The organism is Leclercia sp. TB492 (assembly GCF_049974505.2).
Lineage (GTDB): Bacteria > Pseudomonadota > Gammaproteobacteria > Enterobacterales > Enterobacteriaceae > Enterobacter > Enterobacter adecarboxylatus_C.
On record NZ_CM127572.1, the window covers coordinates 3,356,740 to 3,382,531 of the forward strand.

Genomic DNA, 25,792 nt, shown 5'->3' on the forward strand with positions numbered 1-25,792 from the left:
GCCACCCGACCCATCCCCATTACAGCGGCTGGGTCTGCGCCTCTACCACCGCCAGCGCCACCATGTTCACAATACGACGCACGGACGCAATCGGGGTTAACACATGCACCGGTTTCGCCACGCCCATCAGTACCGGCCCAACGGTCACCCCTTCCGAACTGGAGACGCGCAGCAGGTTATAGCTGATACGCGCCGCTTCGACGTTCGGCATGATCAGCACGTTGGCTGAGCCTTTCAGCGGGCTGTCCGGCATCCGCTCGTTACGAATGCTCTCCACCAGCGCGGCGTCGCCGTGCATCTCTCCGTCGATCATCAGCTCCGGCGCGCGCTCGCGCACCAGCTCCAGGGTCTGGCGCATTTTGCACGCGGCCGCCGATTTGGAGGAGCCAAAGTTGGAGTGCGACAGTAGCGCCACCTTCGGTTCGATACCGAAGCGACGCACCGTTTCCGCAGCCATCACCGTGATCTCCGCCAGCTGCTCCGGGGTAGGATCGTCGTTGACGTAGGTATCGGCAATAAAGGTGTTGCCGCTTGGCAGCAGCAGGGCATTCATCGCCCCGGCGGTATGTACCCCCTCGCGATAGCCGAAGATCTCCTGCACCACGCTGAAGTGCTCGTGATAGTCGCCAATGGTGCCGCAGATTAGCGCGTCAGCTTCACCGCGGTGAACCATGATCGCCCCGATCACCGTGGTGTTGCCGATCACCGCCCGCTGGGCCTGCTCCTGGGTGATCCCCCGGCGCTTCATGATGGCGTAGTATTCGTTCCAGTACTCCTTAAAGCGCGGATCGGACTCATTGTTGACGATCTCGAAGTCCACGCCCGGCTTAATTTGCAGCCCCAGCTTCTGGATACGCATCTCGATCACGCTCGGACGACCAATCAGGATCGGCTTCGCCAGCCCCAGGCTCACCAACTCCTGAGTGGCGTGCAGGACGCGCGCCTCCTCCCCTTCTGCCATCACCACACGTTTGGCGTCCGTGCGCGCCTGGGAGAAGATCGGCTTCATGAACAGGTTGGTTTTATAGACAAACTCGGTCAGCTTATCGACATAGGCATCGAAGTCGGTGATAGGCCGTGTCGCCACGCCGGAGTCCATCGCCGCTTTGGCGACCGCCGGGGCGATTTTGACAATCAGACGCGGATCGAACGGTTTCGGAATAATGTAGTCCGGGCCGAAGCTCAGATCCTGATCGCCATAGGCGGAAGCCACCACTTCGCTCTGCTCCGCATGTGCCAGCTCGGCAATAGCGTGAACCGCCGCCAGCTTCATCTCTTCGTTAATGGCGGTCGCGCCGACGTCCAGCGCTCCGCGGAAGATGAACGGGAAGCAGAGGACGTTGTTCACCTGGTTCGGGTAATCGGAACGGCCGGTACAGATGATCGCATCCGGGCGGACCGCTTTTGCCAGCGGCGGCAGGATCTCAGGCTCCGGGTTCGCCAGGGCGAGGATCAGCGGTGCGCGCGCCATCTTCATCACCATCTCTTCGTTCAGCACTTTCGGGCCCGAACAGCCGAGGAAGATATCCGCGCCGTCCATCACATCCGCCAGGCTGCGCTTGCCGTCGTCGTCCACGGCGTAGGCAGCTTTGGTCTCCGCCATATTGGCTTCGCGGCCTTTATAAATCACCCCTTTGGAATCGCAGACCACGATGTTGTGCTTCTGCATCCCCAGCGCCACCAGCAGGTTCATACAGGCGATGGCTGCCGCGCCCGCGCCGGAGACCACCATCCGCACGTCAGAGAGGTTCTTCTCCACCACCCGCAGGCCGTTCAGAATAGCGGCGGTGCTGATGATCGCCGTTCCGTGCTGGTCATCGTGGAACACGGGAATGTTCATCCGCTCGCGCAGCTTCTGCTCGATATAAAAACATTCCGGCGCTTTAATGTCTTCGAGGTTGATGCCGCCAAAGGTCGGCTCCAGCGCGGCCACCACGTTGATGAATTTGTCCGGGTCCAGCTCATCCACTTCAATATCAAACACGTCGATACCGGCGAATTTCTTGAACAGCACGCCCTTGCCTTCCATTACCGGTTTACCGGCCAGCGCCCCGATATTGCCCAGCCCCAGCACCGCAGTGCCGTTGGAGATCACCGCCACCAGATTGCCGCGGGCGGTGTATTTGTAGGCCGCCAGCGGATCTTTTTCGATTTCGAGACAGGGCGCGGCCACGCCCGGCGAATAGGCTAACGCCAGGTCGCGCTGGGTGGCGAGGGGTTTGGTCGGAGAGACCTGAATTTTGCCAGGTACGGGGAATTCATGAAAATCGAGGGCACTCTGTCTTAACTGCTCGTCCATTGTAAGGTTCCTTTCACGTATCGTTCAAAATGGGTGATGTTGTTATGGTCTGAGTTCACCCTGGATGGCGGATAGTATCGCTGCTGCCCGCCGCTCAAACTTTGAAGGCTGCCAAACTCTCACCATCAAAAAACAAAAATTGTTATCAATTTATAACAATCATGTTACCTGCCCATCAAAGCAAGACCATGTCCGTCTGCTATGCTTTTTTGTTAAGTACATCGCGAATTTCACAGAAGTGTGATCTAACACACTCCACCAACTCTTTTATTTTCAAGGAGTCATTACTTATGAACCAACTAGACGGCATCAAACAATTCACCACGGTCGTTGCTGACAGCGGTGATATCGAATCCATCCGCCACTACCAGCCACAGGATGCGACCACCAACCCATCGCTGCTGCTGAAAGCCGCCGGGCTCTCGCACTTCTCGCACCTGATTGACGACGCCATTGCGTACGGTAAAGGACGGGGGAAAACCAAAGAGCAACAGGTCGCTGAGGCCAGCGATAAGCTGGCGGTTAATATTGGTAGCGAAATTCTGAAAAGCATTCCGGGACGGGTCTCTACCGAAGTGGACGCACGCCTCTCCTTTGACCAGGAAAAAAGCATCGCCAAAGCGCGCCATCTGGTGAAGCTCTACGAGGAGCAGGATGTCGAAAAATCGCGCATTCTGATCAAGCTGGCCTCCACCTGGGAGGGGATCCGCGCCGCCGAAGTGCTGGAGAAAGAGGGAATTAACTGCAACCTGACGCTGCTGTTCTCCTTTGCTCAGGCACGCGCCTGCGCCGAAGCCGGGGTGTTCCTGGTGTCACCGTTCGTCGGGCGTATTTACGACTGGTATCAGGCCCGCCAGCCGATGGACCCCTACGTAGTAGAGGAAGATCCGGGCGTAAAATCCGTTCGCAATATCTACGACTACTATAAGCAGCACCGCTACGAAACCATCGTGATGGGCGCCAGCTTCCGCCGCACCGAGCAGATCCTTGCCCTTACCGGCTGCGACCGCCTGACCATCTCCCCTAACCTGCTGCAGGAGTTACAGGAGAAAGAGGAAGAGGTGGTCCGTCGCCTGGTGCCTTCTTCAACGGTGTTGCCAAAACCAAAACCAATGACCGAAGCCGAATTCCGCTGGGAGCATAATCAGGACGCCATGGCGGTCGATAAGCTGTCAGAAGGGATCCGTCTTTTCGCGGTCGACCAACGCAAACTCGAAGATCTGCTCGCCGCCAAACTGTAACCTTGCCATGGAGTGAACTATGTCCCGTAAAGAGTTAGCCAATGCCATTCGCGCCCTCAGCATGGATGCCGTGCAAAAAGCCAATTCCGGTCATCCAGGCGCACCAATGGGTATGGCCGATATCGCAGAAGTGTTGTGGAATGATTTCCTGAAGCACAACCCCAACGATCCGACGTGGTACGACCGCGACCGCTTTATTCTCTCTAACGGTCACGCGTCGATGCTGCTCTACAGCCTGCTGCACCTCTCCGGCTATAACCTGCCGCTTGAGGAGCTGAAAAACTTCCGCCAGCTGCACTCGAAAACCCCGGGTCACCCGGAGCTGGGTTACACCCCTGGGGTGGAGACCACTACCGGCCCGCTGGGTCAGGGGCTGGCGAATGCGGTCGGGCTGGCGATTGCCGAGCGCACGCTGGCGGCGCAGTTTAACCAGCCGGGACATGAGATTGTCGATCACAATACTTATGTGTTTATGGGCGACGGCTGTCTGATGGAGGGGATCTCCCACGAGGTCTGCTCCCTGGCGGGCACGCTGGGGCTGGGCAAGCTGATTGGTTTCTACGATCACAACGGTATCTCCATCGACGGCGAGACCGAGGGCTGGTTCACTGACGACACGGCAAAACGCTTTGAAGCCTACCACTGGCATGTGGTGCATGAGATTGACGGTCACGATCCTGAGGCGCTGAAGGCGGCCATCCAGGAAGCGCAAAGCGTGACCGATAAACCGTCGCTGATTATCTGTCGCACGGTCATCGGATTTGGTTCCCCGAACAAAGCCGGCAAAGAGGAGTCGCACGGCGCGGCACTGGGCGAAGAGGAAGTGGCCCTGACCCGCCAGAAGCTGGGCTGGAAATACCCGGCCTTTGAGATCCCGAAAGAGATCTACAAAGCCTGGGATGCCCGCGAAGAGGGCGAAAAAGCGCAGGCGGCCTGGAACGACAAATTTGCTGCCTACCAGAAAGCGCACCCGGAGCTGGCGGCCGAGTTTAGCCGTCGCATGAGCGGCGGGCTTCCCGAGAACTGGGAAGAGACCACCCAGGCGCTGATCGAAAACCTGCAGGCCAACCCGGCGAAGATCGCCACCCGTAAGGCCTCGCAGAATACCCTCAACGCCATTGGTCCGATCCTGCCGGAGCTGCTGGGCGGCTCGGCGGATCTGGCCCCGAGCAACCTGACCATCTGGTCGGGCTCAACCTCGCTTAAAGAAGATATCGCCGGGAACTACATCCACTACGGGGTGCGCGAGTTCGGCATGACCGCCATTGCCAACGGCATCGCCCATCACGGCGGATTTGTGCCTTACACCGCCACCTTCCTGATGTTCGTGGAGTATGCGCGTAACGCCGCGCGTATGGCGGCGCTGATGAAGGCCCGGCAGATCATGGTCTATACCCACGACTCCATCGGGCTGGGGGAAGATGGCCCGACCCACCAGGCGGTGGAGCAGCTGGCCAGCCTGCGTCTGACGCCGAACTTCAGCACCTGGCGTCCGTGCGATCAGGTTGAAGCCGCGGTGGGCTGGAAGCTGGCAATAGAGCGCCACAACGGCCCGACGGCATTGATCCTCTCCCGTCAGAACCTGGCGCAGATCGAGCGTACCCCGGAGCAGGTGAAAAATATTGCCCGCGGGGGATACATCCTGAAAGACAGCGGCGGCAAGCCGGATATTATTCTGATTGCCACCGGATCGGAGATGGAGATCACCGTCAAGGCGGCGGAGAAGCTGACCGCGGAAGGCCACGCGGTGCGGGTAGTGTCCCTGCCTTCAACGGATATTTTTGATGCTCAGGATGAGGCGTACCGCGAGTCGGTGCTGCCGTCGGACGTTACGGCGCGCGTGGCGGTCGAAGCGGGTATTGCGGACTACTGGTACAAGTATGTCGGGCTGAAAGGGAAGATTGTCGGGATGACCGGCTATGGTGAATCGGCGCCTGCCGACAAGCTGTTCCCGTTCTTCGGCTTTACGGTTGAGAACGTGGTAGAGAAGGCGCAGGCCTTACTGTAAGTGCCTTGCCCGGCGGCGCTACGCTTGCACGGGCCTACAAAACCAAAAAACGGTAACCTTATGGTTACCGTTTTGCTTTTATCTTGTGATCCACAACGTGGGCCAGGAATCGGGTCCATGCCAGTTATCGCAGCTCGGCTCTTCCGCATAACGCACCAGACGGAAACGCTGTCCGGTAAAGCGCCAGCGCGTCTGGATCCCGCAATCGGCAATGCCGCGTCCCAGCGCGAGGGTGGTCAGCTCGCGGCTCTTCTCATCGAAGCTGGCGTTCATCAACTCCATCTCGCTGCTGTCGCTCGACGGCACAAACGGCAGGCGCAGGCGCACCGCATGGGAGGCAAACGGCTTCTTACGCGACACCAGCCAGGCCAGATCGACGGTGTTATAGGCCCCAGCCTCACAGCTGATCATCAGCAGCGCTTTGTCATCGGTTAAGGCGGTGACCCGCACTTCACGACGCGCCGGGTCGAGTGAGCACTGGCTGTTGTTAATGCGCCAGGTGCCATAGTCGGTCAGATCGCTGCGCTCTTCGCGGGTTAACGGCGTGGGGGTCGGGTTGACTACGGCAACCTCTTTCAGCGCTGGCGCGGGCGGTACGCTCAGCGGCGGTTGCGCGCCTTTGTTGATCCACGCGGTTTCACTCCCGCCACGCTTTTGCTGGGCATCGATAAACTGCAGGGCCTCTTTCAGCCCATCCAGGGAGATGACCTGCTTGCCATCCGCCAGGGTGATGGCCTTTTTCTGCTGAAGCGTGGTCAACAGAGCAGTAATAGTGGCGGCATGATCGGTGGTCAGACGCCAGGGAGTCACCTGCCAGTGCGGTGGAGCAAGCTGCAGCGGCTCGCCGTCAAGCAGCAGGCGGGGCGCGATAGCGGGCTGTTTAGGGTCGGGCGTGGCCAGCCCGCCGAGATCGATGCGCAGCACCGCATCGGTTTTTGCCCCGGCGCTGCGGCTCAGCGTCATTACCAGCCCGTTATGCTCACCGGTATTGCGCGCGATACAAAAGTTCTGGTTGTTGCAGGTCACCTGCCAGTCAGTAAACGACTGCTGTGCAGGTGCCGCCTGAACCAGAGCCGCGGGCAGCACGCTGAGCATAAAGATAAGAAAAAGGCTGTGACGCATGAATAGCAGGATCCCGGAAGCAAAGACAGACAAACAGACCGTATCTTCCTGCTCAGGCCGGGGTTACTCAATCAGATTTATCGGATAGATTTATATGAAATACATCTTATTAAGAATAATAATATCAATCCATTAACCCGGAGCTGCGCAAATACTGTAAGAGTATCACCGTTTTGCCGTCCCGTATTTCACCCGATTGAACCATCAATAACGCCTCGCTGAAGGGCAGCTCCAGGACCTCGATCTCTTCGTCCTCTATCCCGCCGCCCTTGCCTGCGCGCTGGGCGTCACTGTATTCCGCCACGAAGAAATGGACGATTTCCGTCACGCCGCCGGGGGACATGTACAGCTCAAACACCTTGCGCGCGTTACCGACGACAAAACCGGTCTCTTCGATCGCCTCTTTGCGAATGCAGACTTCCGGCTCATCGTTATCCAGCAGCCCGGCGCAGGTTTCGATCAGTCGCCCGTCGGGATTGCCGTTCACCCAGGTGGCGATGCGGAACTGGCGGATCAGCACCACGCTCTGCTTCTCAGTGTTGTAGAGCAGGACAGTAGCGCCGTTACCCCGATCGTAGACTTCACGTTTGTGGCGCACCACTTCGCCGTTACGCCGCGTCAAATCGTAGGTCAGGTTGCGCAGAATGAAATAGTTATCCGAGAGGCACTTGTCTTTAATCAGTTCAATTTTCAAGTTTATACGGGCTCCGTTACGCGTCATGCTGGTCATACTACGCTGAGAAGCCCGCGTTGTCGTCCGTCAGGTTAATGCGGGGCGGGTGCCTCGACCCCAAGCCAGTCAGCGATGCCCTGGGCGGCATGCCGCCCTTCCGCCATTGCCGTGACCACCAGATCGGCGCCGCGCACCGCGTCGCCACCGGCAAAGATCTGCGGGTTGCTGGTCTGATAGCGGTAGCGCGTCTCGACGCTGGCGGCGATCCGCCCCCAGTCATCCACCTCGACCCCCTGCGCCTGTAGCCAGGGCATGGCATGCGGGTTGAAGCCAAAGGCCATGATCACCGCATCGGCAGGCATGACAAACTCGCTACCCTCGACAGGCACCGGACGGCGGCGGCCCTGGGCATCAGGCTCGCCCAGCCGGGTGCGCAGGAGGCGAATGCCGTTAACCTGCCCGGTCTCGTCGAGGGTCAGCTCCACCGGCTGCACGTTAAACTCAAAGGCGGCCCCCTCTTCCCGGGCGTTTTTGACCTCTTTTTTCGAGCCCGGCATGTTGGCTTCATCCCGGCGGTAGGCGCAGGTGACGCTGGCGGCCCCGTGACGCAGCGCGGTGTGCACGCAGTCCATCGCCGTATCGCCGCCGCCCAGCACCACCACGTTCAGCCCGGTGGTATCGACAAAGGGCTCCTCTACCGACGGGGCCAGCCCCATCAGCTGCCGGGTGTTGCCCACCAGGAACGGCAGGGCATCGTAGACCCCGGGCGCATCCTCATGGGGAATGCCCGCCTTCATCGAACGGTAAGTGCCCACGCCAACAAACAGGGCATCGTACTCGCTGAGCAGCTGCGTCAGCGGGAGATCTTTACCCACCTCGCAGTTCAGCTCGAAGCGGATGCCCATCGCCGTGAAGATCTCCCGACGGCGGGCCAGCAGCGATTTATCCAGCTTAAAGGCCGGAATGCCGAAGGTAAGCAGGCCGCCGATCTCCGGGTGGCGGTCAAAGACCGTGACGCTAACGCCGCGGCGGATTAACGCATCGGCGCAGGCCAGCCCGGCGGGCCCGGCCCCGATGATGGCGACCTGCTTATTGACGGGCGTGACCTGGCTCAGATCGGGCCGCCAGCCTTTGGCCAGCGCCTGGTCGGAGATATAGCGTTCGATGTTGCCGATGGTCACCGACCCGGCAACGTCGCGCACCGTGCACGCCCCTTCGCACAGTTTGTCCTGGGGACAGACCCGGCCGGTTATCTCTGGCAGGCAGTTGGTCTGATGGGATAACTCCACCGCAGCGTCGATATCCCCGGCCTTGACGCAGTCAATCCACTGGGGAATGTGGTTGTGCAGCGGGCAGGTCCATTCGCATACCGAATGTTCCCCGCAGGTCAGGCAGCGGTCGGCTTCACGCTGCGCCTGCGCCGGACGGAACGGCAGATAGATTTCGTCGAAATTACCTGCCCGCGCCTCGGGGGAGAGTTTATCCGGCTCGCCGCGCGCGGCCAGGGCATACATCCGCTCGCGCTTGCCGATCGTCCGGGGAGTCACCGCCGCCCCGGTCTGCCACGGCTGCGCCTCATGGCGCGCCGTGCGCACCTGCCGCGTACGGGTCAGCTGATTCAGGGTATCGGGCGTGACCCTTGATAAGGCATCCGCCGGGCAGTTCGCCACGCAGGCCGGCCCCTCGGGGCGATCCAGGCAGAGATCGCACTTCTGCGCGGTGGCCGACTGCGCCCCGGTGACCACCTCCATAGTGCCAAACGGGCAAGCCACCACGCAGGCTTTACAGCCGATACACTTCTGCTCATCAACCTGCACGCTGTCGCGCATCCGACTGATGGCGCCATTCGGGCAGCTTTGTAGACAGGGGGCGTTTTCACAGTGGTGGCAGGTAACAGCGCTGTGCTTATTGCCCTCTTTCACCACGGTGATACGGGGGGTAAAATGGCGCGCGCTGAGGGCATGCTGTTCATTATGATGCGCCATGACGCACGCCACTTCGCAGGCTCGACATCCAATGCATAACTGGCTATTAGCCATAATAAAATGATTCATCACGGTTCCCCTGCTGGCCTAAATAACCTTATTCTTTGTATGAATAATGTATTTACCCACCGCAACGGGTTGAGGCAATGTTCAATTGCCCAGGAACGCGAACTATTTCGCCTGAACCTGTGTCAGATCAATTAATTTCATTCCTGATGAAATGACGTTTCATTCCCCCTACGGAAACGTTGTTCAGGTCTGTTTCGTATTAGCTCAGGACGCGATTTGTGATAGTTAAACAACCGGTTTCACGCAGCCTTGCCCGGGCCTTTTTCGCCATCATTGCCCTGTCGCTGCTGACGAGCGCCATTGCGCTGTTTACCCTCGCCAGCAGCCAGCGCGACGCCGAAGCGATCAACCTGGCGGGGTCACTGCGGATGCAGAGCTATCGCCTGGGTTACGATATACAACGGGGCAGCGCCGATCTGCTGCCTCATCGACAGGCCTGGCAGCAAACGCTGAATGCCCCCGCCCTGCTCACCCTGAAAAGCTGGTACGTGCCGGATGAGGTTCAACAGCGTTATCACCTGCTGCAGCTGGCGTGGCAGGGTGTTAACGAGAAACTCGATCAGGGTGATTACGCCTGGTATCAGAACCATATGGATGAGTATGTGGCGCGTATCGACGCCTTTGTCCTCTCCCTGCAGCATTACGCCGAACATAAAATCCAGCTGGTGTTCGCCATCTCCTTTGCCGGCGCGATCGGCATCATTCTGCTGGCGCTCAGCACGCTGCGGCGGATCCGCCAGCAGGTGGTCGCCCCGCTCAATCGTCTGGTCGCCTCCAGCCTGCACATCGAACAGGGCCGGTTTGATACCCCGGTGCCGGATACCGATCTGCCGAACGAGCTTGGCCTGCTTTCCCGCACCTTTAACCATATGGCCGCCGAGCTGCACACCCTGTACCGCTCTCTGGAAATTTCGGTTGAAGAGAAGACGCACCATCTGCACGAGGCCCACCAGCAGCTGGAGATGCTGTTTACCTGCTCGCAGGAGATGAACACCAGCAAGATCGACAGCCACTGCTTCCGTCATATCCTGCAGACCGTGCGCGAATACACCGGGATCGCCTGGCTGGCGCTGCATACCAGCGACGGCTGGAAAATGCAGGAGGGCGAGGCCGCCGAGCACCTGGAGACGCAGGTGCTGCCGGTCATTATGCTGGAGACCCGGTTCGGTGAGCTACGCTGGCAAAGCGAGCAGCGCGCCGTGCCGATCCCGTTGATGAAAAGCGTCGCCACCATGCTCGGGCGCGGCCTCTTTTCCAACCAGGCGCAAAAGCACTACCACCAGCTGCTGCTGATGGAGGAGCGCGCCACCATCGCCCGCGAGCTGCACGACTCGCTGGCGCAGGTGCTGTCGTATCTGCGCATTCAGCTGACGCTGCTTAAACATGCGGTGCCGGAGGAAAACGAGGCAGCGCAGGCGATCATTACCGATTTCTCCCGGGCGCTGAATGCCGCATACCGCCAGCTGCGCGAGCTGCTTACCACCTTCCGCCTGACGCTGAACCAGGCCAACCTGCCCGCTGCGCTACAGGAGACGCTGGACGATCTCCAGAAGCAGACCGGCGCAACACTGCGCCTCGACTGCCAGCTCTCCTCCCTGGCGCTGGACGCCCAGATGCAGGTCCACCTGCTGCAAATTGTGCGCGAGGCGGTGCTAAACGCCATCAAGCACGCCCAGGCCAGCGACATTGAGGTCAGTTGCGTTACCGCCCCGGACGGTAGCCATAGGGTGAACATTTGCGACAACGGTATCGGGATTGGCGACGCCAGCGAGCCGCCGGGTCACTACGGTCTGAATATCATGCGCGAGCGCGCCGACAGGCTGGGGGGCACCCTGCACTTCTCGCAGCCGCCCGGCGGAGGGACGCAGGTCAGCGTCTGTTTCCGCTCGTCAGCCGCTACCGAGGGTAAATAACGGTAAAAACGGGGGGAATGTCACCAGTCAGCCATGCGGATAGACAATACTCACCGCTTCACAACGGGCAACGACGCGAATAAAGCGCATGATAATTTACATTATCTCCTTTATTTCTCCACGTTTGGCATCCGCCTTGCCGCTAGAGTTATGCGGGCAATGTACAATGACGACGCGCAGCAAAACGAGGTCTTATTTTAATGGCGAATTTTTTCATCGATCGCCCCATTTTTGCCTGGGTGCTGGCAATTTTGTTGTGCCTGACCGGCACGCTGGCCATTTTTTCCCTTCCTGTTGAGCAGTACCCGGATCTGGCCCCGCCTAACGTGCGGATCACGGCTAACTATCCGGGGGCATCCGCGCAAACTCTGGAGAACACCGTCACCCAGGTGATCGAGCAGAACATGACCGGCCTCGACAACCTGATGTACATGTCTTCCCAGAGCAGCGCCACCGGGCAGGCGACGGTCACGCTGAGCTTTACCGCGGGCGCTGACCCGGATGAAGCGGTGCAGCAGGTGCAAAACCAGCTGCAGTCCGCGCTGCGTAAGCTGCCGCAGGCGGTGCAGAATCAGGGCGTGACGGTGCGTAAAACCGGTGATACCAACATTCTGACCATCGCCTTTGTCTCCAATGACGGATCGATGGATAAGCAGGATATCGCTGACTATGTCGCCAGTAATATTCAGGATCCGCTCAGCCGCATCAACGGCGTGGGGGATATCGACGCCTACGGCTCACAATACTCGATGCGCATCTGGCTCGACCCGGCGAAGCTGAACAGTTTTCAGATGACGGCGAAAGATGTTACCGACGCCATCGAATCACAAAATGCGCAGATTGCGGTCGGCCAGCTGGGCGGGACGCCGTCCATTGATAAGCAGGCGCTGAACGCCACCATTAACTCCCAGTCGCTGTTGCAGACCCCGGAGCAGTTCCGCGATATCACCCTGCGCGTCAACCAGGATGGTTCGGAAGTGCGGCTGGGCGATGTCGCCACCGTCGAAATGGGTGCCGAGAAGTACGATTACCTGAGCCGCTTTAACGGCAAAGCGGCCTCCGGGCTGGGGGTAAAGCTGGCCTCCGGCGCCAACGAAATGGCCACGGCAGAACTGGTCATTAACCGCCTCGATGAGCTGTCGCACTATTTCCCTCACGGGCTCGAGTACAAAATCGCCTATGAAACCACCTCCTTCGTGAAGGCCTCGATTGAAGATGTGGTGAAAACCCTGCTGGAAGCCATCGCTTTGGTGTTCCTGGTGATGTACCTGTTCCTGCAAAATTTCCGCGCCACGCTGATCCCGACCATCGCCGTGCCGGTGGTACTGATGGGCACCTTTACGGTGCTCTACGCCTTTGGCTATAGCATCAACACCCTCACCATGTTTGCCATGGTGCTGGCGATAGGCCTGCTGGTGGATGACGCCATCGTGGTGGTGGAGAACGTCGAGCGTATCATGAGCGAAGAGGGGCTTTCCCCGCGCGAAGCGACACGAAAATCGATGAAACAGATTCAGGGGGCGCTGGTAGGTATTGCCATGGTGCTGTCGGCGGTATTCGTGCCGATGGCCTTCTTTGGCGGTACCACCGGCGCAATCTACCGCCAGTTCTCCATTACCATCGTCTCAGCCATGGTGCTGTCGGTACTGGTGGCGATGATCCTCACCCCGGCCCTCTGCGCCACTCTGCTTAAACCGCTGCATAAGGGCGAACAGCACGGCCAGAAAGGGTTCTTTGGCTGGTTCAACCGCATGTTTAACCGCAACGCCGCGCGCTATGAGGCGGGCGTCGGGCGGATCCTGCACCGCAGCCTGCGCTGGGTGCTGATCTACGTCCTTCTGCTGGGCGGTATGGTGTTCCTGTTCCTGCGTCTGCCGACCTCGTTCCTGCCCCTTGAAGACCGGGGCATGTTTATCACCTCGGTGCAGTTGCCCAGCGGCTCTACCCAGCAGCAGACCCTGAAGGTGGTTCAGCAGGTGGAGTCCTACTTCTTCACCAAAGAGAAAGACAACGTGCTGTCGGTGTTTGCTACCGTGGGCTCTGGCCCTGGCGGGAACGGGCAGAACGTGGCGCGTATGTTCGTGCGCCTGAAAGACTGGGATGAGCGCGATGCCAAAACCGGCAGTTCATTCGCCATCATCGAGCGCGCCACCAAAGCCTTCAGCCACATCAAAGAGGCGCGGGTCTTCGCCAGCAGCCCACCGGCCATCAGCGGGCTCGGCAGTTCGGCAGGTTTTGATATGGAGCTGCAGGATCACGCCGGAGCCGGGCATGTGGCGCTGATGGCCGCCCGCGACCGACTGCTGGAGCTGGCCGGGGAGGATCCTTCCCTCACGCGCGTGCGCCACAACGGTCTGGATGACAGCCCGCAGCTGCAGATTGATATTGATCAGCGTAAGGCGCAGGCGCTGGGCGTGGACATTGACGATATCAATGACACCCTGCAAACCGCCTGGGGCTCGAGCTACGTGAACGACTTTATGGATCGGGGCCGCGTGAAAAAGGTCTACGTGCAGGCGGCAGCCAAATACCGCATGCTGCCGGACGATATCAACATGTGGTACGTGCGCAACAAAGACGGCGGCATGGTGCCCTTCTCGGCCTTCGCCACCTCGCGCTGGGAGACCGGATCTCCGCGTATGGAACGCTACAACGGCTATTCAGCGGTAGAGATTGTCGGTGAGGCCGCGCCGGGGGTCAGTACCGGCACCGCCATGGACGTGATGGAAAATCTGGTGCAGCAGCTGCCTGCCGGGTTTGGCCTTGAGTGGACCGCGATGTCCTATCAGGAGCGCCTCTCCGGTGCCCAGGCGCCGGCGCTCTATGCGTTGTCGCTGCTGGTGGTGTTCCTCTGTCTGGCCGCCCTGTATGAGAGCTGGTCAGTGCCGTTCTCGGTCATGCTGGTGGTGCCGCTGGGGGTAATCGGTGCCCTGCTCGCCACCTGGATGCGCGGGCTGGAGAATGACGTCTACTTCCAGGTCGGGCTGTTAACGGTCATTGGCCTCTCCGCGAAGAACGCCATTCTCATCGTCGAGTTTGCTAACGAGATGAATGAGAAAGGCCAGGAGCTGATGGCTGCGACCCTTGACGCCTGTCGCCAGCGCCTGCGTCCGATCCTGATGACCTCGCTGGCGTTTGTCTTCGGCGTGCTGCCGATGGCCACCAGCTCTGGGGCGGGATCGAGCAGCCAGCACGCGGTGGGAACCGGGGTAATGGGCGGGATGATCTCCGCCACCATCCTCGCCATTTACTTTGTTCCGCTGTTCTTTGTGCTGGTCCGCCGACGTTTCCCGCTAAAGGAAAAACAGAAATAAGATATTGAAAATGAAAAAGGCGTCCTTACCGGCCGCCTTTTTTATGTGTTTATTTTCACATTATTGTTATTTAGCTAATTAAGTGCTCTTGCAGTTCTTCCTGAATGTCATTTACGAAGCATGCCTTCGATAAAATCTTTCCAGTTCCCCAGTTCACGTTCAATCATAACTACCTCTCTTATTATTATGGCCATTCTACGAGAATATATCATCATTGTGAAGACTTTTTAATCAGTGATACTGCTCTACCCCCGTTGGTACGACTGGCTTGTAGATAATATGGGTCCAGTCCGATAAATTTTATGTGACCAACTGCAATATTTTGAAATAACCTTAATTAACGACGAAAAAATTAATTAGCGGCTGTTCTTACACGACTTTTTAGCACTTGGACTTCTATGCGATAAAGGTGAAATAATATTCATGCGCTGTACATTATTTATACCACCCCTCAATATAAAATTAAGTAATAAAACAAATGTGTTATATTTTCGCAATCGCTTAAACATCGAAAATACTGAGCAATCGCTCCCTGTTAAGACAAAAGGATTCACCATGATTACCCTTTACGGCATCAAAAATTGCGACACCATCAAAAAGGCCCGCCGTTGGCTGGAGGCAAACAACGTCGATTACCGTTTTCACGACTATCGCGCCGACGGTCTTGATGCGGATTTAATGCAAAAATTCATCGCGGAACTGGGCTGGGAAGCCCTGCTGAACACCCGCGGTACCACCTGGCGCAAACTGGATGAGAGCCTGCGCGCCAGCATCGACAATGCCGACAGCGCCGCCGCCTTAATGGTTGAAATGCCAGCAATCATCAAACGCCCATTGCTCTGGGCGCCCGGTAAGCCTATGCTGCTGGGTTTCAACGAAAACCAATACCAAACCTATTTTATTGAGGTGTAGTCTATGTCATGCCCGGTCATTGAGCTGACTCAGCAGCTTATTCGCCGCCCCTCCCTGAGCCCGGACGATGCGGGTTGTCAGGCGCTGATGATCGAACGCCTGCGGGCGATTGGTTTTACCGTCGAACCTATGGATTTTGGCGATACGCAAAATTTCTGGGCCTGGCGTGGTCAGGGCGAAACGCTGGCGTTTGCCGGACATACTGATGTGGTGCCAGCCGGTGACGCTGACCGCTGGATCAATCCTCCTTTCGAACCGACGATCCGCGACGGCATGCTGTTTGGTCGCGGCGCGGCGGACATGAAAGGTTCTCTGGCAGCGATGGTGGTTGCCGCCGAACGTTTCGTGGCGCAATACCCGAATCATAAAGGCCGTCTGGCGTTTTTGATCACCTCTGATGAAGAGGCCAGTGCCAAAAACGGCACCGTGAAGGTGGTAGAAACGCTGATGGCGCGTAACGAACGCCTGGATTACTGCCTGGTGGGTGAACCGTCCAGCACCGAAGTGGTGGGTGACGTGGTCAAAAATGGCCGTCGCGGCTCCATGACCTGTAATCTCACTATTCACGGCGTTCAGGGCCACGTAGCCTATCCGCATCTGGCCGATAACCCTGTGCACCGCGCCGCCCCGATGCTCAACGAGCTGGTGGGTATCGAGTGGGACAAGGGTAACGACTATTTCCCGCCAACCAGTATGCAGATTGCCAATATCCAGGCCGGCACCGGCAGCAACAACGTCATCCCCGGCGATCTGTTTGTGCAGTTTAACTTCCGCTTCAGCACCGAGCTGACGGACGAGATGATTAAAGCCCGCGTCGCGGCACTGCTGGAGAAACACCAGCTGCGCTACAGCGTGGACTGGTGGATCTCCGGTCAGCCATTCCTCACCGGGCGCGGTAAGCTGGTGGATGCGGTGGTTAACGCTATCGCGCACTATAATGAAATTAAACCGCAACTGCTGACCACGGGCGGCACATCCGACGGACGTTTTATTGCCCGTATGGGTGCGCAGGTGGTGGAACTTGGGCCGGTAAATGCCACGATTCATAAAATCAATGAATGCGTGAATGCCGCTGATTTGCAGCTGCTGGCCCGTATGTATCAACGAATCATGGAGCAGCTCGTCGCCTGACGGTTGCCCCCAAGAAGGATAAGCGAATGGACTGGCTGGCTAAATATTGGTGGATCCTGGTACTGGTTTTTCTGGTAGGCGTGCTGCTGAACGTGATCAAGGATCTCAAGCGCGTTGACCACAAGAAATTCCTCGCCAACAAACCTGACCTCCCTCCGCATCGTGACTTTAACGACAAGTGGGACGACGAAGACGACTGGCCGAAAAAGGACCAGAAGAAGTAACGCCTTTACCCTCTCCTTGCGGGGAGAGGGTTATCCTCAGAAAAACTCGACAATACCGTCGTCGTTCGGCTTGCCGCCGCTGAGCGCTTCATCGAAATAGTGTTTCGGCACGGTAAAACGCAGATGGTCCAGCGCGAACTGGATGCTGCGGTCGTCAATGGCGTGCCCAAGATCGTCGACAATATCCAGCGTCACATCGCCGCCCGCGCGGATCAGCGCCTCCTGACCGGCAACCGCATGAGACAGCTCAATTACGCGATCTTCTCCGCCGTGGATAAGATGGATAGTGGTCTCGGTGGTCGCCCGCTCGGGCAGGGTCGCATAGCGGCCATTGAATGCAATCACCCGGGAGGCTAATCCCGCCTCGGCCTTCACGCTCTCCAGCGCCATGATCGCGCCCTGAGAAAAACCGATCAGCGCGGTGGCATTTGCCCCGACACCGCTTTGCTGCTGCCAGTAACGCACCGTGTCAACAAAGGTCGGCATGATCGCATCCACACGCTCCTGACGGTTCTCTTCGGTCACGCCCTGCACCGAAAACCACTGACGGCCATTCGGACCGCACGGCTCAACGCCGCCCACGCTCACCACCAGGGCATCGGGAAATAGAGGCGCAAACCAGCTGCCAATCTGCGCCATATTAGCCGGGTTATCGCCGACGCCATGAAACAGCAGCAACAGCTGTTTAGCCGGGCGATCGGGGCTCTGGACAACAAAATGGTCATGTTTCATGGCAGTCTCCTTGATTGATAAGCGGGATTCTACGCCTGACAGGCAGAATGAACATGCCGGTTTACTGATGAAGTCATTGAAAAAATTGCCATTGCAAAACGCGGTGCTTCAGCCTCTGACAACGTTCGTTGTCCAGCTGCGTCAGCGCCTGGCCCGTCTCGGTACGCAGATGGCTCAGCAAGGCTTTGCGCCCGCTAAGACACAACGCGCGGCTCAGGGCGCTATCGTCCAGCCCCTGCTCAATCCTGCCCCGCAGTCCTGCCAGCGGCAGATCCGTCGCCTGCAGCAGTCGCGTCAGGCTGGCCATCGCCGCAGGAAGGGGGCGATGCGCAAAGGCAAACCCGCCCAGATCCAGCCAGTCATCATCATTAAGGGTAGCCCCACCTGCTGGCACTACCGGGATCTTTTCACCGTTCCAGCGTTCAACGATCGGCGCATCACGACAGAGCCGCTGATGCTCGCGCTGGCACAGCGCCTGCCCCGCCGCGCTGAGGGGCAGGATCGCCATCGCCGTGTAGCAGCCGCTGCTGGCCTCGCGGTGGCTTCCCATGCGCACCAGCACAAAGCCACAGTGCTGCCAGAAGCGCCAGAGCTCTTCGGTGTAGCCGAAGCTGACGGAAAGGTAGTCGATGTTCACCTGCTGGCTGGCAGCGGCAACCAGCGCCCGGCCAATGCCTTCGCGCTGGCGGGCAGGATGGACAGCAACGCGGGTTACCCGTCGGGCGGTAAGGGTGGCGGCCTGCGGTGAGCCGCCGTGGGCCGCCAGCGACTGCGCCACCAGATTGCCGCGTGGGCGGCGATAGCCCGCCCACACCGCCTGGCTGAGCGCCGGGCTCAGACCGCCCTCCTCCACCAGCCACAGCGCGCCGCAGACGCGCTCGCCGGCCCGGGCCACGGAAAAATGCTGCCCGGGAGCGTCCATCATGCGCCGCAGGTCGAGGGGTGAGGTCCGGTAGTGAGCGGCGCAGAGCAATTTATAGACCGCCGCCGGCAGTTCAGGATCGCGGCTCCAGGCCTCCTGCTCCAGCGGCGTACACACGATCTCCCCCTGCGGGAGGCTGTCGTCGGGCGCATCATCAAACAGCAGCACCTCTGCGATAATGCGCTCCAGCGGACAGCCCGCCGCCCAGCGCACCGGTTCGCTGAGGGTAAAGTATCGCAGCCCGCTAAAACGGGCGCAGAATTTCAGCAGAAATCCTCTGCCGGTGCCCTCATACCCCTGCACGGTGGTGGTCAGCAGCACCCGGGGGAAGCGCGTTACCAGCCGCGCCAGCAGCGGGCCGGGGATCGCTGCCGCCTCATCGACGATCAGCCAGTCGGCGCGCTGGTCAGAGGCCAGCAGCGCGTCAGGAGCCATAAAGTGATAGCGGTCACCCCCGAAGCGGGCGATAACCTCCGTCGCCGCTCTGGCGGGGGCCGTCACAATGGCATGACCGGTAATACGTTGCAGCAGCATGCCCGCCAGCGCCGACTTTCCGCGTCCGCGCGCTGCGGTCACGGCGGCCACCCCTTCTGGCATCGTTGTCAGATAATGGAGCATCCCGGCCTGCTCGCGCTGCGGCTCACCGCTGGCCGGGTGCCAGTCGGGGGCATATGCATTGTGCAGATGAGGAAAAGGTGCGCCCTGCTGCCAGCATATAACCTGCGGATCGCGCGAAACGTGGCGGCAAAAATGTTCAATAAAGCGTGGCGTGGGGATCGGGTCTGGGCTGTCGCTCCAGCGCAGCGAATCCTGGTCGGCTTTCTCCGGCCAATGTTCCAGGGCTGGCGTAAGTAATACCAGCAGGCTTCCGGCACGCAGCGTGCCGCCTACGGCCGCAAAGGCCGAGACGTCGAAGCCGTGACGGGCATCGAAAATAACATGGAGAAACTCGCGGCCCAGCAGCTGATTCAGCGCCTGGGGCGAACATGAGGGGAGCTGTGGGGCATCGTCGCCTACCCACAGCCAGTCGCCAGGATAATTCCCCTTCAGCAGCAGCGCCTGCTGCTGTGTCCACGCCTCGTCACCGCTCAGCACCAGCAATCGCCGGTGCCCTTTTCGCGCCAGTTGTTCAGGCAATCCTGAGAAATTCATCCCTGACATTGAGAATTACATGGCCTTACCGAAGGTGTTGCATTGTGCCGGATCGCCGCCGTCAAAACCTTTTTTGAACCAGCTATAGCGCTGTTCCGAAGTTCCGTGTGTAAAGCTGTCCGGTACGACGTGCCCCTGGCTTTGCTGTTGCAAACGGTCATCGCCAATGGCGTGGGCGGCGTTGAGGGCCTCTTCCAGATCGCCTGCTTCCAGCACGCCTTCCTGCTGCATATTGTGGCCCCAGACGCCGGCAAAGCAGTCGGCCTGTAACTCCATACGCACCGACAGCGCATTGACCTCTTTCTCGCTGGCGTTCTGCTGTAGCTGACGAACTTTAGGCTCGATGCCAAGCAGTTTCTGTACGTGGTGGCCCACTTCATGGGCGATAACGTAGCCCTGAGCAAAGTCGCCATCAGCGCCCAGCTTGCGTTTCATGTCATCGTAGAAGGAGAGATCGATATAGACGGTCGAATCGGCAGGACAGTAGAACGGTCCCATTACCGACTGCCCGGTCCCGCAGCCGGTACGCGTGGCGCCGCGGTACATCACCAGCTTCGGCTGCTGGTAGGTGCGGCCCATTTTATCAAACAGCTGTCCCCAGGTATCTTCCGTGGTAGCAAGGATCACTGAGGTAAATTTCGCCGCTTCATCTTCATTCGGGCTGATGGAGCGCGGCGACTGATACTGCTGCTGCTGCATCGGTTGCCCGGTCAGCAATCCGCTCAGGTCGACGCCGTAGTAGCCGGCCACCACCACTACCAGCAGAATAATGATGCCGCCCTTGCCTCCCGGCAGGCGAAATCCCGGGCCGCCCATCGATGGACCCCCGCTACTGCGTCTGTCATCCACATTGTCACTTTCACGACGCCCTTGCCAGCGCATAACCACCTCGAAAATATCATCTTGATAATAAGTATGATCGTAGGCGGTTCGGGGCAAGATTACCACTGCAAACAGGGGTGAGATGCCAGAGGAACAGAGGTTCCCCTGGCGGTAAGGCGGGATTAATCGAGTTTGACGCCCAGACGGTGGGCTACGGCTTCGTACGCTTCGATCAGACCGCCCAGGCTTTGGCGGAAGCGGTCTTTGTCCATTTTATCCAGCGTCTCTTTGTCCCACAGGCGGCTGCCGTCCGGGGAGAATTCATCACCCAGAACCACCTCACCTTTAAACAATCCGAATTCCAGTTTGAAGTCGACCAGGATCAGGCCCGCGTCATCAAACAGCTTCTTCAGCACGTCGTTGGCTTTAAAGGTCAGCTCCTGCATACGCGCCAGGTTCTCTTTGCTCACCCAGCCAAAGGTTTCGCAGTAAGATTCGTTGACCATCGGATCGTGCATGGCGTCGTTTTTCAGGAACAGGTCGAACAGCGGCGGGTTGAGCTCGATACCCTCTTCAATACCCAGACGCTTCACCAGGGAGCCTGCGGCGCGGTTACGGACGACACATTCCACCGGCACCATATCCAGCTTTTTCACCAGACATTCGGTATCGGACAGCAACGCTTCCATCTGCGTCGGGATACCCGCTTCTTCCAGCTTGCTCATAATGAAGTGGTTGAACTTGTTGTTCACCATCCCTTTACGATCAAACTGTTCAATGCGCGCGCCATCTCCTGCTGACGTATCATTGCGGAACTCGAGCACCAACAGATCCGGGTTTTCCGTGCTGTATACGGTTTTCGCTTTGCCACGATACAACTCAGCTTGCTTCTGCATCTTCATTACTCCTGGTGTGATGATTTGTGTTCAAAACTGGAGATATTATGCCACGCACACGTTTGCGTAGCACTAAAATAAAAAGGGCTGGATTAACCAGCCCTCTTTTTTATTTGCTGAATGCTGCCTGGAAGACAGCCACCAGCGCATCGTTCTGCGACTGGGTCAGGGTGTGACCTTTCGGATCGATAAACTGCAGGCTGCTACGGTTGTCCAGGTCGCCGACCTGAAGTTTGTAGTCGCCGGAAGCCAGACCCGGGTCGCGTGCGCCCAGCTCTTCCCAGCTGCTATCAGACAGCGGCTTGTAGGTCACCGCCATGCTGCCGGTTGAGCGGGTGCTGTCGGTCACTTTCATGCCGACGCGCTCAAGCGTTGCAGGCAGGCGCTGCCAGACCTGGTTGAACGGACCACGTACGACAAGCATTGGCAGACCGGTATCGTCGGCAGCGCTCTGCACGTCGAAGGTTGCGCCATTGCGGCTCTGGGCAGCATTGGCAGCGTCGGTTGCGTTTTTGTCGAGGCCCGCAGCGATGGTGTTAAGCATCTCGGTGCTGTAACGCTGCAAGGACGCGGCATCTGAGACTGGCTTGCCCGCCTGCTCCAGGTTCAGCAGCTTAACCACGACCGCCTGCTGGTAACCCTGAGGTTTAACAGAGACTTGATAACGTCCACGGTACTGTTGATCTTCATCCAGACGGGTCCATTCGATCCAGTCTGTCGACAGCGTCTGGCTGGCGTCGTCGCGTTGCGTGATTGTGTAGTTCTTCGACTGAATCACGCTGACAACCTGCGGCCACAGCGTGGCATTACGCGCGCTCTCAACCTGCAGCGTCGCGGTATCGCCGGTGAACTGAGTACGCGCCCCGCTCACCAGCGCCAGAGGCTGTGCTGGTGGACGGATATCAAGCGCTTTGCCTACCGCGCCGCTCCCGTTGGTGACCGGAATATTGTAGTCGCCATTCTGAATCGGCAGGATCATGCCAGCGGGCGCATGAAGTTCAGCAAGCGGCGCAGCATCCAGATAGGATTCGTCACCGCTCACCTGGCGCTTGTAGCGTGAATCTGAGCTACAGGCCGCGAGCAGCATAACAAGCGAAACACCCGCAACCTTCACCAGGCGCGACTTCTGTACTGAGTAAGCCATCAAATCTCCCTAAACTTTACAGCAGACCGGCATGCTTCAGCGCGCTGGTGACCGTTTCGCGACCGTGGTCGGTAATCGGGGTCATCGGCAGACGCAGCGTATCGGTCGCTACAAGTCCCAACTCCTTACATGCCCATTTCACTGGGATCGGATTGGGTTCGACAAATAATTTGTTGTGCAGCGGCATCAGACGCTGGTTAATCACGCGCGCTTCCTGGTAGTGACCGGCAGCTGCCAGTTTACACATTTCAGCCATATCGCGGGCTGCAACGTTGGAGGTCACGGAAATTACGCCGTGGCCGCCGAGCTGCATGAAGTCCAGCGAGGTCGCATCATCACCGCTCAGCAGAATAAAGTCGTCTGAAACCAGCTCTTTGATCTGATGAACACGGCTTAAGTTCCCGGTCGCCTCTTTAATACCGATAATATTTTTTACTTTCGCGAGGCGGCCAACCGTTTCTGGCAGCATATCGCAGCCAGTGCGCGACGGCACATTATACAGGATTTGTGGCAAGTCAGTATGTTCAGCGATGGCTTTGAAATGCTGGAACAGACCTTCCTGGGTCGGACGGTTGTAGTACGGCGTTACCGTCAGGCAACCCACTACGCCGCTATCGTTAAAACGCTGGGTCAGACTGATGGCTTCCGCGGTCGCATTGGCGCCCGTACCGGCAATAACCGGGATACGCCCGTCAGCCAGTTCGAGGGTCATCATGACCACTTCACCATGCTCTTCATGGCTCAGCGTAGCAGATTCACCGGTAGTCCCTACCGAAACAATCGCCGAGGTTCCGCTGGCGACATGATAATCAATCAGTTTCTTCAGGCTTGACCGGCAGACATTACCTTTCTCATCCATCGGTGTAACAAGCGCGACAATACTTCCCGTGAACATGGGCCATCCTCTGTGCGTACAAGAGTCTCAATGGTACGTTTGGTGCTGTAATAAAAGCAAGGGACATGAGGCCTCCAGGTTATTGTATGCCGGTTTTTTTTATGCTTTCCTTAGAAAGACTAAACCACGCAAAGGAAGAACAGGTTTGACAACCTCATCACAACATTACCTGGTTATCACTGCGCTGGGTGCCGACAGGCCGGGGATCGTGAATACCATCACCCGCCACGTCAGTAGCTGCGGCTGCAACATTGAAGACAGCCGCCTGGCGATGCTCGGAGAAGAGTTCACCTTCATCATGCTGCTTTCCGGATCGTGGAATGCGATTACCTTAATTGAATCGACCCTGCCGTTAAAAGGCGCAGAGCTGGATCTGCTGATCGTGATGAAGCGCACCACCGCGCGCCCGCAGCCGGCCCTGCCGGCAACCGTCTGGGTTCAGGTGGAAGTGACTGACTCCCCGCACTTAATCGAACGCTTTACCGCCCTGTTTGATAGCCATCAGATGAACATTGCCGAACTGGTCTCCCGTACCCAGCCGGGTGAAGGCGACACCATCCCTAAACTGTTCATCCAGATCACCGCGCACAGCCCGGCCTCTCAGGATGCGTCAAATATCGAGCAAGCGTTCAAAGCCCTCTGTACAGAATTAAATGCGCAAGGCAGTATAAACGTCGTCAATTATTCCCAGCATGAACAAGACGGAGTTGAGTAATGAATCCACTGAAAGCCGGTGACATCGCACCGAAATTTAGCTTGCCCGATCAAGACGGTGAGCAAGTAAATTTAACCGACTTCCAGGGACAGCGTGTTCTGGTCTATTTCTACCCGAAAGCCATGACGCCAGGCTGTACCGTACAAGCGTGCGGTCTACGCGATAACATGGACGAGTTGAAAAACGCAGGTGTAGAAGTGCTGGGTATCAGTACCGATAAGCCTGAAAAGCTGTCTCGTTTTGCCGAAAAAGAGCTGCTCAACTTCACGTTGCTCTCCGACGAAGACCATCAGGTCTGCAGCGAGTTTGGCATCTGGGGTGAAAAAACCTTTATGGGCAAAACCTACGACGGTATCCACCGCATCAGTTTCCTGATCGATGCCGAAGGTAAGGTTGAACACGTGTTTGACGACTTCAAAACCAGCAATCACCACGACGTGGTATTGAACTGGGTGAAAGAGAACGCCTGATTCGGCTTGCCGCCCGGCGGCGCTACGCTTGCACGGGCCTACAGGATTTGTAGGCCGGGTAAGCGAAGCGCCACCCGGCGAAAACATTACTCCTCAACCGCCGGCACATCCGGCCAGGCATGCACCACCGCTTTAATCAGCGTGGCCAGCGGGATGGCAAAGAACACGCCCCAGAATCCCCATAATCCGCCAAAAATCACCACCGACAGAATAATGACGATGGGATGCAGGTTCACCGCTTCCGAAAACAGCACCGGCACCAGCAGGTTACCGTCCAGCCCCTGAATAATCAGATAGACGACGAAACAGCTCCAGAACTCGGTGCCCAGACCAAACTGGAACAGCGCCACGCACACCACCGGAATGGTGACCACAAAGGCCCCGATGTAAGGGATCAGCACCGAGAAGCCCACCAGGACCGCCAGCAGTAGCGAATAGTTCAGGCCGAAGATAAAGAAGCCAATCCAGGTGGCGACCCCGACGACGATCATCTCCAGCACTTTGCCACGGATATAGTTGGTGATCTGCTGGTTCATCTCCTTCCACACCTGCCCTGCCAGGCCACGGTTACGCGGCAGCACGCGGCGCACCGCGTTCAGCATCTGCTCTTTGTCCTTGACCAGGAAGAAGACCATCAGCGGCACCAGCACCAGATAAACCGCCAGCGTCAGCAGACCCACCAGCGATGCGAGGGAGAATTTCACCACCGTGTCCCCCATGGTCATGATGCGGGTACGCATGTTTTCCGCCATCGCATCAATAATGCCCGCATCCATCAGGGCCGGATAACGGCGCGGCAGGGTAGCGGCAAAATCAGAGAGCTTGCTGAGCATGCCGGGCATGTCGCGAATCAGGTAGATCCCCTGCTGCCAGGCGATCGGCAGCACCACAAAGGACATCACCAGCAGGATACCGACAAAAAAGACCAGCACGATGATGCTGGCCCAGCGGCGGGAACAGCCGATATTTTCCAGCCGCACCGTCGGCCACTCCAGCAGATAGGCGAGCACAATCGCCACCAGCAGCGGGGCCAGCAGCCCGCTAAAGAAGAAAAGGATGCCAAAACCGGCAACCAGAATAACCAGCAAAGCAATGGCCTCGGGATCGCTAAAGCGTCGGCGGTACCACTGCATTAATAACTCGAGCATGCAAC

The 25,792-nt window shown here is 58.3% G+C and carries 21 protein-coding genes; 9 read left to right on the top strand and 12 right to left on the bottom strand.

The genetic code is table 11. The features are described from left to right. Nucleotides 1-19 precede the first annotated feature (19 nt). Entirely contained in the window at nt 20-2,299 is a 2,280-nt protein-coding gene (gene maeB, locus ACP4QI_RS15875; RefSeq protein ID WP_231311794.1) for an NADP-dependent oxaloacetate-decarboxylating malate dehydrogenase, read from the bottom strand. 290 nt (nt 2,300-2,589) lie between these two features. On the opposite strand from maeB, the gene tal reads away from it, so the two are divergent. Together tal and tkt are read left to right on the top strand one after the other, a co-directional pair. After that, on the top strand, nt 2,590-3,540 hold the full coding sequence (gene tal, locus ACP4QI_RS15880) for a transaldolase (RefSeq protein ID WP_156264321.1): 951 nt from the start codon (nt 2,590-2,592) through the stop codon (nt 3,538-3,540). A gap of 19 nt (nt 3,541-3,559) precedes the next feature. Next, a complete protein-coding gene (gene tkt, locus ACP4QI_RS15885; RefSeq protein ID WP_285131102.1) occupies nt 3,560-5,548 on the top strand; it encodes a transketolase in 1,989 nt (662 codons plus the stop codon). A gap of 78 nt (nt 5,549-5,626) precedes the next feature. On the opposite strand, the gene ACP4QI_RS15890 is transcribed toward tkt, so the two are convergent. The 3 genes from ACP4QI_RS15890 to aegA all read right to left on the bottom strand — a co-directional run bounded on the left by ACP4QI_RS15890 (nt 5,627) and on the right by aegA (nt 9,397). After that, a complete protein-coding gene (locus ACP4QI_RS15890) occupies nt 5,627-6,670 on the bottom strand; it encodes a DUF1176 domain-containing protein (protein ID WP_156264322.1) in 1,044 nt (347 codons plus the stop codon). A gap of 124 nt (nt 6,671-6,794) precedes the next feature. Beyond that, nucleotides 6,795-7,370 (bottom strand): GDP-mannose pyrophosphatase NudK, encoded by a 576-nt coding sequence (gene nudK / locus ACP4QI_RS15895; protein ID WP_142490011.1) that lies wholly within the window; start codon nt 7,368-7,370, stop codon nt 6,795-6,797. A 65-nt stretch (nt 7,371-7,435) separates the two neighbouring features. Then, nucleotides 7,436-9,397 (bottom strand): formate-dependent uric acid utilization protein AegA, encoded by a 1,962-nt coding sequence (aegA, locus tag ACP4QI_RS15900; RefSeq protein WP_426495823.1) that lies wholly within the window; start codon nt 9,395-9,397, stop codon nt 7,436-7,438. 218 nt (nt 9,398-9,615) lie between these two features. Here aegA and narQ point away from each other — a divergent pair, with 218 nt between their 5' ends. Further along, nucleotides 9,616-11,310 carry a nitrate/nitrite two-component system sensor histidine kinase NarQ gene (gene narQ, locus ACP4QI_RS15905; protein ID WP_426495824.1) on the top strand — a complete coding sequence of 565 codons (1,695 nt, stop codon included), beginning with the start codon at nt 9,616-9,618 and terminating at the stop codon, nt 11,308-11,310. A 200-nt stretch (nt 11,311-11,510) separates the two neighbouring features. Continuing rightward, nucleotides 11,511-14,624: a multidrug efflux RND transporter permease AcrD gene (gene acrD / locus ACP4QI_RS15910; RefSeq protein ID WP_426495825.1), complete on the top strand. Its 3,114-nt coding sequence runs from the start codon at nt 11,511-11,513 to the stop codon at nt 14,622-14,624. A gap of 107 nt (nt 14,625-14,731) precedes the next feature. Here acrD and ypfM read toward each other — a convergent pair whose 3' ends face one another. Further along, nucleotides 14,732-14,791 carry a protein YpfM gene (gene ypfM, locus ACP4QI_RS15915; RefSeq protein WP_015572204.1) on the bottom strand — a complete coding sequence of 20 codons (60 nt, stop codon included), beginning with the start codon at nt 14,789-14,791 and terminating at the stop codon, nt 14,732-14,734. A gap of 388 nt (nt 14,792-15,179) precedes the next feature. Here ypfM and ACP4QI_RS15920 point away from each other — a divergent pair, with 388 nt between their 5' ends. Genes ACP4QI_RS15920 through ACP4QI_RS15930 form a run of 3 tightly spaced genes read left to right on the top strand, consistent with a single transcriptional unit; the run spans nt 15,180 to nt 16,891 of the window. Then, entirely contained in the window at nt 15,180-15,536 is a 357-nt protein-coding gene (locus tag ACP4QI_RS15920) for an ArsC family reductase (RefSeq protein WP_156264326.1), read from the top strand. A gap of 3 nt (nt 15,537-15,539) precedes the next feature. Beyond that, the gene (dapE, locus tag ACP4QI_RS15925; RefSeq protein WP_142486658.1) at nt 15,540-16,667 is read left to right on the top strand and encodes a succinyl-diaminopimelate desuccinylase; all 1,128 of its coding nucleotides are present in this window, start codon (nt 15,540-15,542) and stop codon (nt 16,665-16,667) included. A gap of 26 nt (nt 16,668-16,693) precedes the next feature. Continuing rightward, nucleotides 16,694-16,891 (top strand): YpfN family protein, encoded by a 198-nt coding sequence (locus ACP4QI_RS15930; RefSeq protein ID WP_095453344.1) that lies wholly within the window; start codon nt 16,694-16,696, stop codon nt 16,889-16,891. Nucleotides 16,892-16,927: 36 nt separating this feature from the next. On the opposite strand, the gene ypfH is transcribed toward ACP4QI_RS15930, so the two are convergent. From ypfH to dapA, 6 genes are all read right to left on the bottom strand, one after another. Then, a complete protein-coding gene (ypfH, locus tag ACP4QI_RS15935) occupies nt 16,928-17,623 on the bottom strand; it encodes an esterase (protein ID WP_142486659.1) in 696 nt (231 codons plus the stop codon). A gap of 73 nt (nt 17,624-17,696) precedes the next feature. Further along, the gene (locus ACP4QI_RS15940; protein ID WP_426495849.1) at nt 17,697-19,697 is read right to left on the bottom strand and encodes a tRNA(Met) cytidine acetyltransferase TmcA; all 2,001 of its coding nucleotides are present in this window, start codon (nt 19,695-19,697) and stop codon (nt 17,697-17,699) included. A gap of 15 nt (nt 19,698-19,712) precedes the next feature. Next, on the bottom strand, nt 19,713-20,579 hold the full coding sequence (ypfJ, locus tag ACP4QI_RS15945) for a KPN_02809 family neutral zinc metallopeptidase (RefSeq protein WP_142486661.1): 867 nt from the start codon (nt 20,577-20,579) through the stop codon (nt 19,713-19,715). 122 nt (nt 20,580-20,701) lie between these two features. Further along, complete coding sequence (purC, locus tag ACP4QI_RS15950) at nt 20,702-21,415, bottom strand: phosphoribosylaminoimidazolesuccinocarboxamide synthase (RefSeq protein ID WP_142486662.1); 714 nt, start codon at nt 21,413-21,415, stop codon at nt 20,702-20,704. A gap of 109 nt (nt 21,416-21,524) precedes the next feature. Next, nucleotides 21,525-22,559 carry an outer membrane protein assembly factor BamC gene (gene bamC, locus ACP4QI_RS15955; protein WP_142486663.1) on the bottom strand — a complete coding sequence of 345 codons (1,035 nt, stop codon included), beginning with the start codon at nt 22,557-22,559 and terminating at the stop codon, nt 21,525-21,527. A gap of 16 nt (nt 22,560-22,575) precedes the next feature. Next, on the bottom strand, nt 22,576-23,454 hold the full coding sequence (gene dapA, locus ACP4QI_RS15960) for a 4-hydroxy-tetrahydrodipicolinate synthase (RefSeq protein WP_142486664.1): 879 nt from the start codon (nt 23,452-23,454) through the stop codon (nt 22,576-22,578). Between the two features lie 145 nt (nt 23,455-23,599). Between dapA and ACP4QI_RS15965 the strand changes: the two genes are divergently transcribed. Together ACP4QI_RS15965 and bcp are read left to right on the top strand one after the other, a co-directional pair. Further along, a complete protein-coding gene (locus ACP4QI_RS15965) occupies nt 23,600-24,169 on the top strand; it encodes a glycine cleavage system transcriptional repressor (protein ID WP_032613050.1) in 570 nt (189 codons plus the stop codon). Beyond that, nucleotides 24,169-24,639, top strand: a complete 471-nt coding sequence (bcp, locus tag ACP4QI_RS15970) for a thioredoxin-dependent thiol peroxidase (protein ID WP_142486666.1) — start codon at nt 24,169-24,171, stop codon at nt 24,637-24,639. Before ACP4QI_RS15965 ends, bcp begins: the two co-directional genes overlap by 1 nt. An 86-nt stretch (nt 24,640-24,725) precedes the next feature. Here bcp and ACP4QI_RS15975 read toward each other — a convergent pair whose 3' ends face one another. After that, nucleotides 24,726-25,787: an AI-2E family transporter gene (locus tag ACP4QI_RS15975; RefSeq protein ID WP_032613054.1), complete on the bottom strand. Its 1,062-nt coding sequence runs from the start codon at nt 25,785-25,787 to the stop codon at nt 24,726-24,728. Nucleotides 25,788-25,792 lie beyond the last annotated feature (5 nt).

Excerpts from the sequence above, each read along its gene's own strand:
- maeB (WP_231311794.1), bottom strand. The coding sequence starts at position 2,299 with ATGGACGAGCAGTTAAGACAGAGTGCCCTCGATTTTCATGAATTCCCC.
- tal (WP_156264321.1), top strand. The coding sequence starts at position 2,590 with ATGAACCAACTAGACGGCATCAAACAATTCACCACGGTCGTTGCTGAC.
- tkt (WP_285131102.1), top strand. The coding sequence starts at position 3,560 with ATGTCCCGTAAAGAGTTAGCCAATGCCATTCGCGCCCTCAGCATGGAT.
- ACP4QI_RS15890 (WP_156264322.1), bottom strand. The coding sequence starts at position 6,670 with ATGCGTCACAGCCTTTTTCTTATCTTTATGCTCAGCGTGCTGCCCGCG.
- aegA (WP_426495823.1), bottom strand. The coding sequence starts at position 9,397 with ATGAATCATTTTATTATGGCTAATAGCCAGTTATGCATTGGATGTCGA.
- acrD (WP_426495825.1), top strand. The coding sequence starts at position 11,511 with ATGGCGAATTTTTTCATCGATCGCCCCATTTTTGCCTGGGTGCTGGCA.
- ACP4QI_RS15920 (WP_156264326.1), top strand. The coding sequence starts at position 15,180 with ATGATTACCCTTTACGGCATCAAAAATTGCGACACCATCAAAAAGGCC.
- dapE (WP_142486658.1), top strand. The coding sequence starts at position 15,540 with ATGTCATGCCCGGTCATTGAGCTGACTCAGCAGCTTATTCGCCGCCCC.
- ACP4QI_RS15930 (WP_095453344.1), top strand. The coding sequence starts at position 16,694 with ATGGACTGGCTGGCTAAATATTGGTGGATCCTGGTACTGGTTTTTCTG.
- ypfH (WP_142486659.1), bottom strand. The coding sequence starts at position 17,623 with ATGAAACATGACCATTTTGTTGTCCAGAGCCCCGATCGCCCGGCTAAA.
- ACP4QI_RS15940 (WP_426495849.1), bottom strand. The coding sequence starts at position 19,697 with ATGAATTTCTCAGGATTGCCTGAACAACTGGCGCGAAAAGGGCACCGG.
- ypfJ (WP_142486661.1), bottom strand. The coding sequence starts at position 20,579 with ATGCGCTGGCAAGGGCGTCGTGAAAGTGACAATGTGGATGACAGACGC.
- purC (WP_142486662.1), bottom strand. The coding sequence starts at position 21,415 with ATGCAGAAGCAAGCTGAGTTGTATCGTGGCAAAGCGAAAACCGTATAC.
- bamC (WP_142486663.1), bottom strand. The coding sequence starts at position 22,559 with ATGGCTTACTCAGTACAGAAGTCGCGCCTGGTGAAGGTTGCGGGTGTT.
- dapA (WP_142486664.1), bottom strand. The coding sequence starts at position 23,454 with ATGTTCACGGGAAGTATTGTCGCGCTTGTTACACCGATGGATGAGAAA.
- bcp (WP_142486666.1), top strand. The coding sequence starts at position 24,169 with ATGAATCCACTGAAAGCCGGTGACATCGCACCGAAATTTAGCTTGCCC.
- ACP4QI_RS15975 (WP_032613054.1), bottom strand. The coding sequence starts at position 25,787 with ATGCTCGAGTTATTAATGCAGTGGTACCGCCGACGCTTTAGCGATCCC.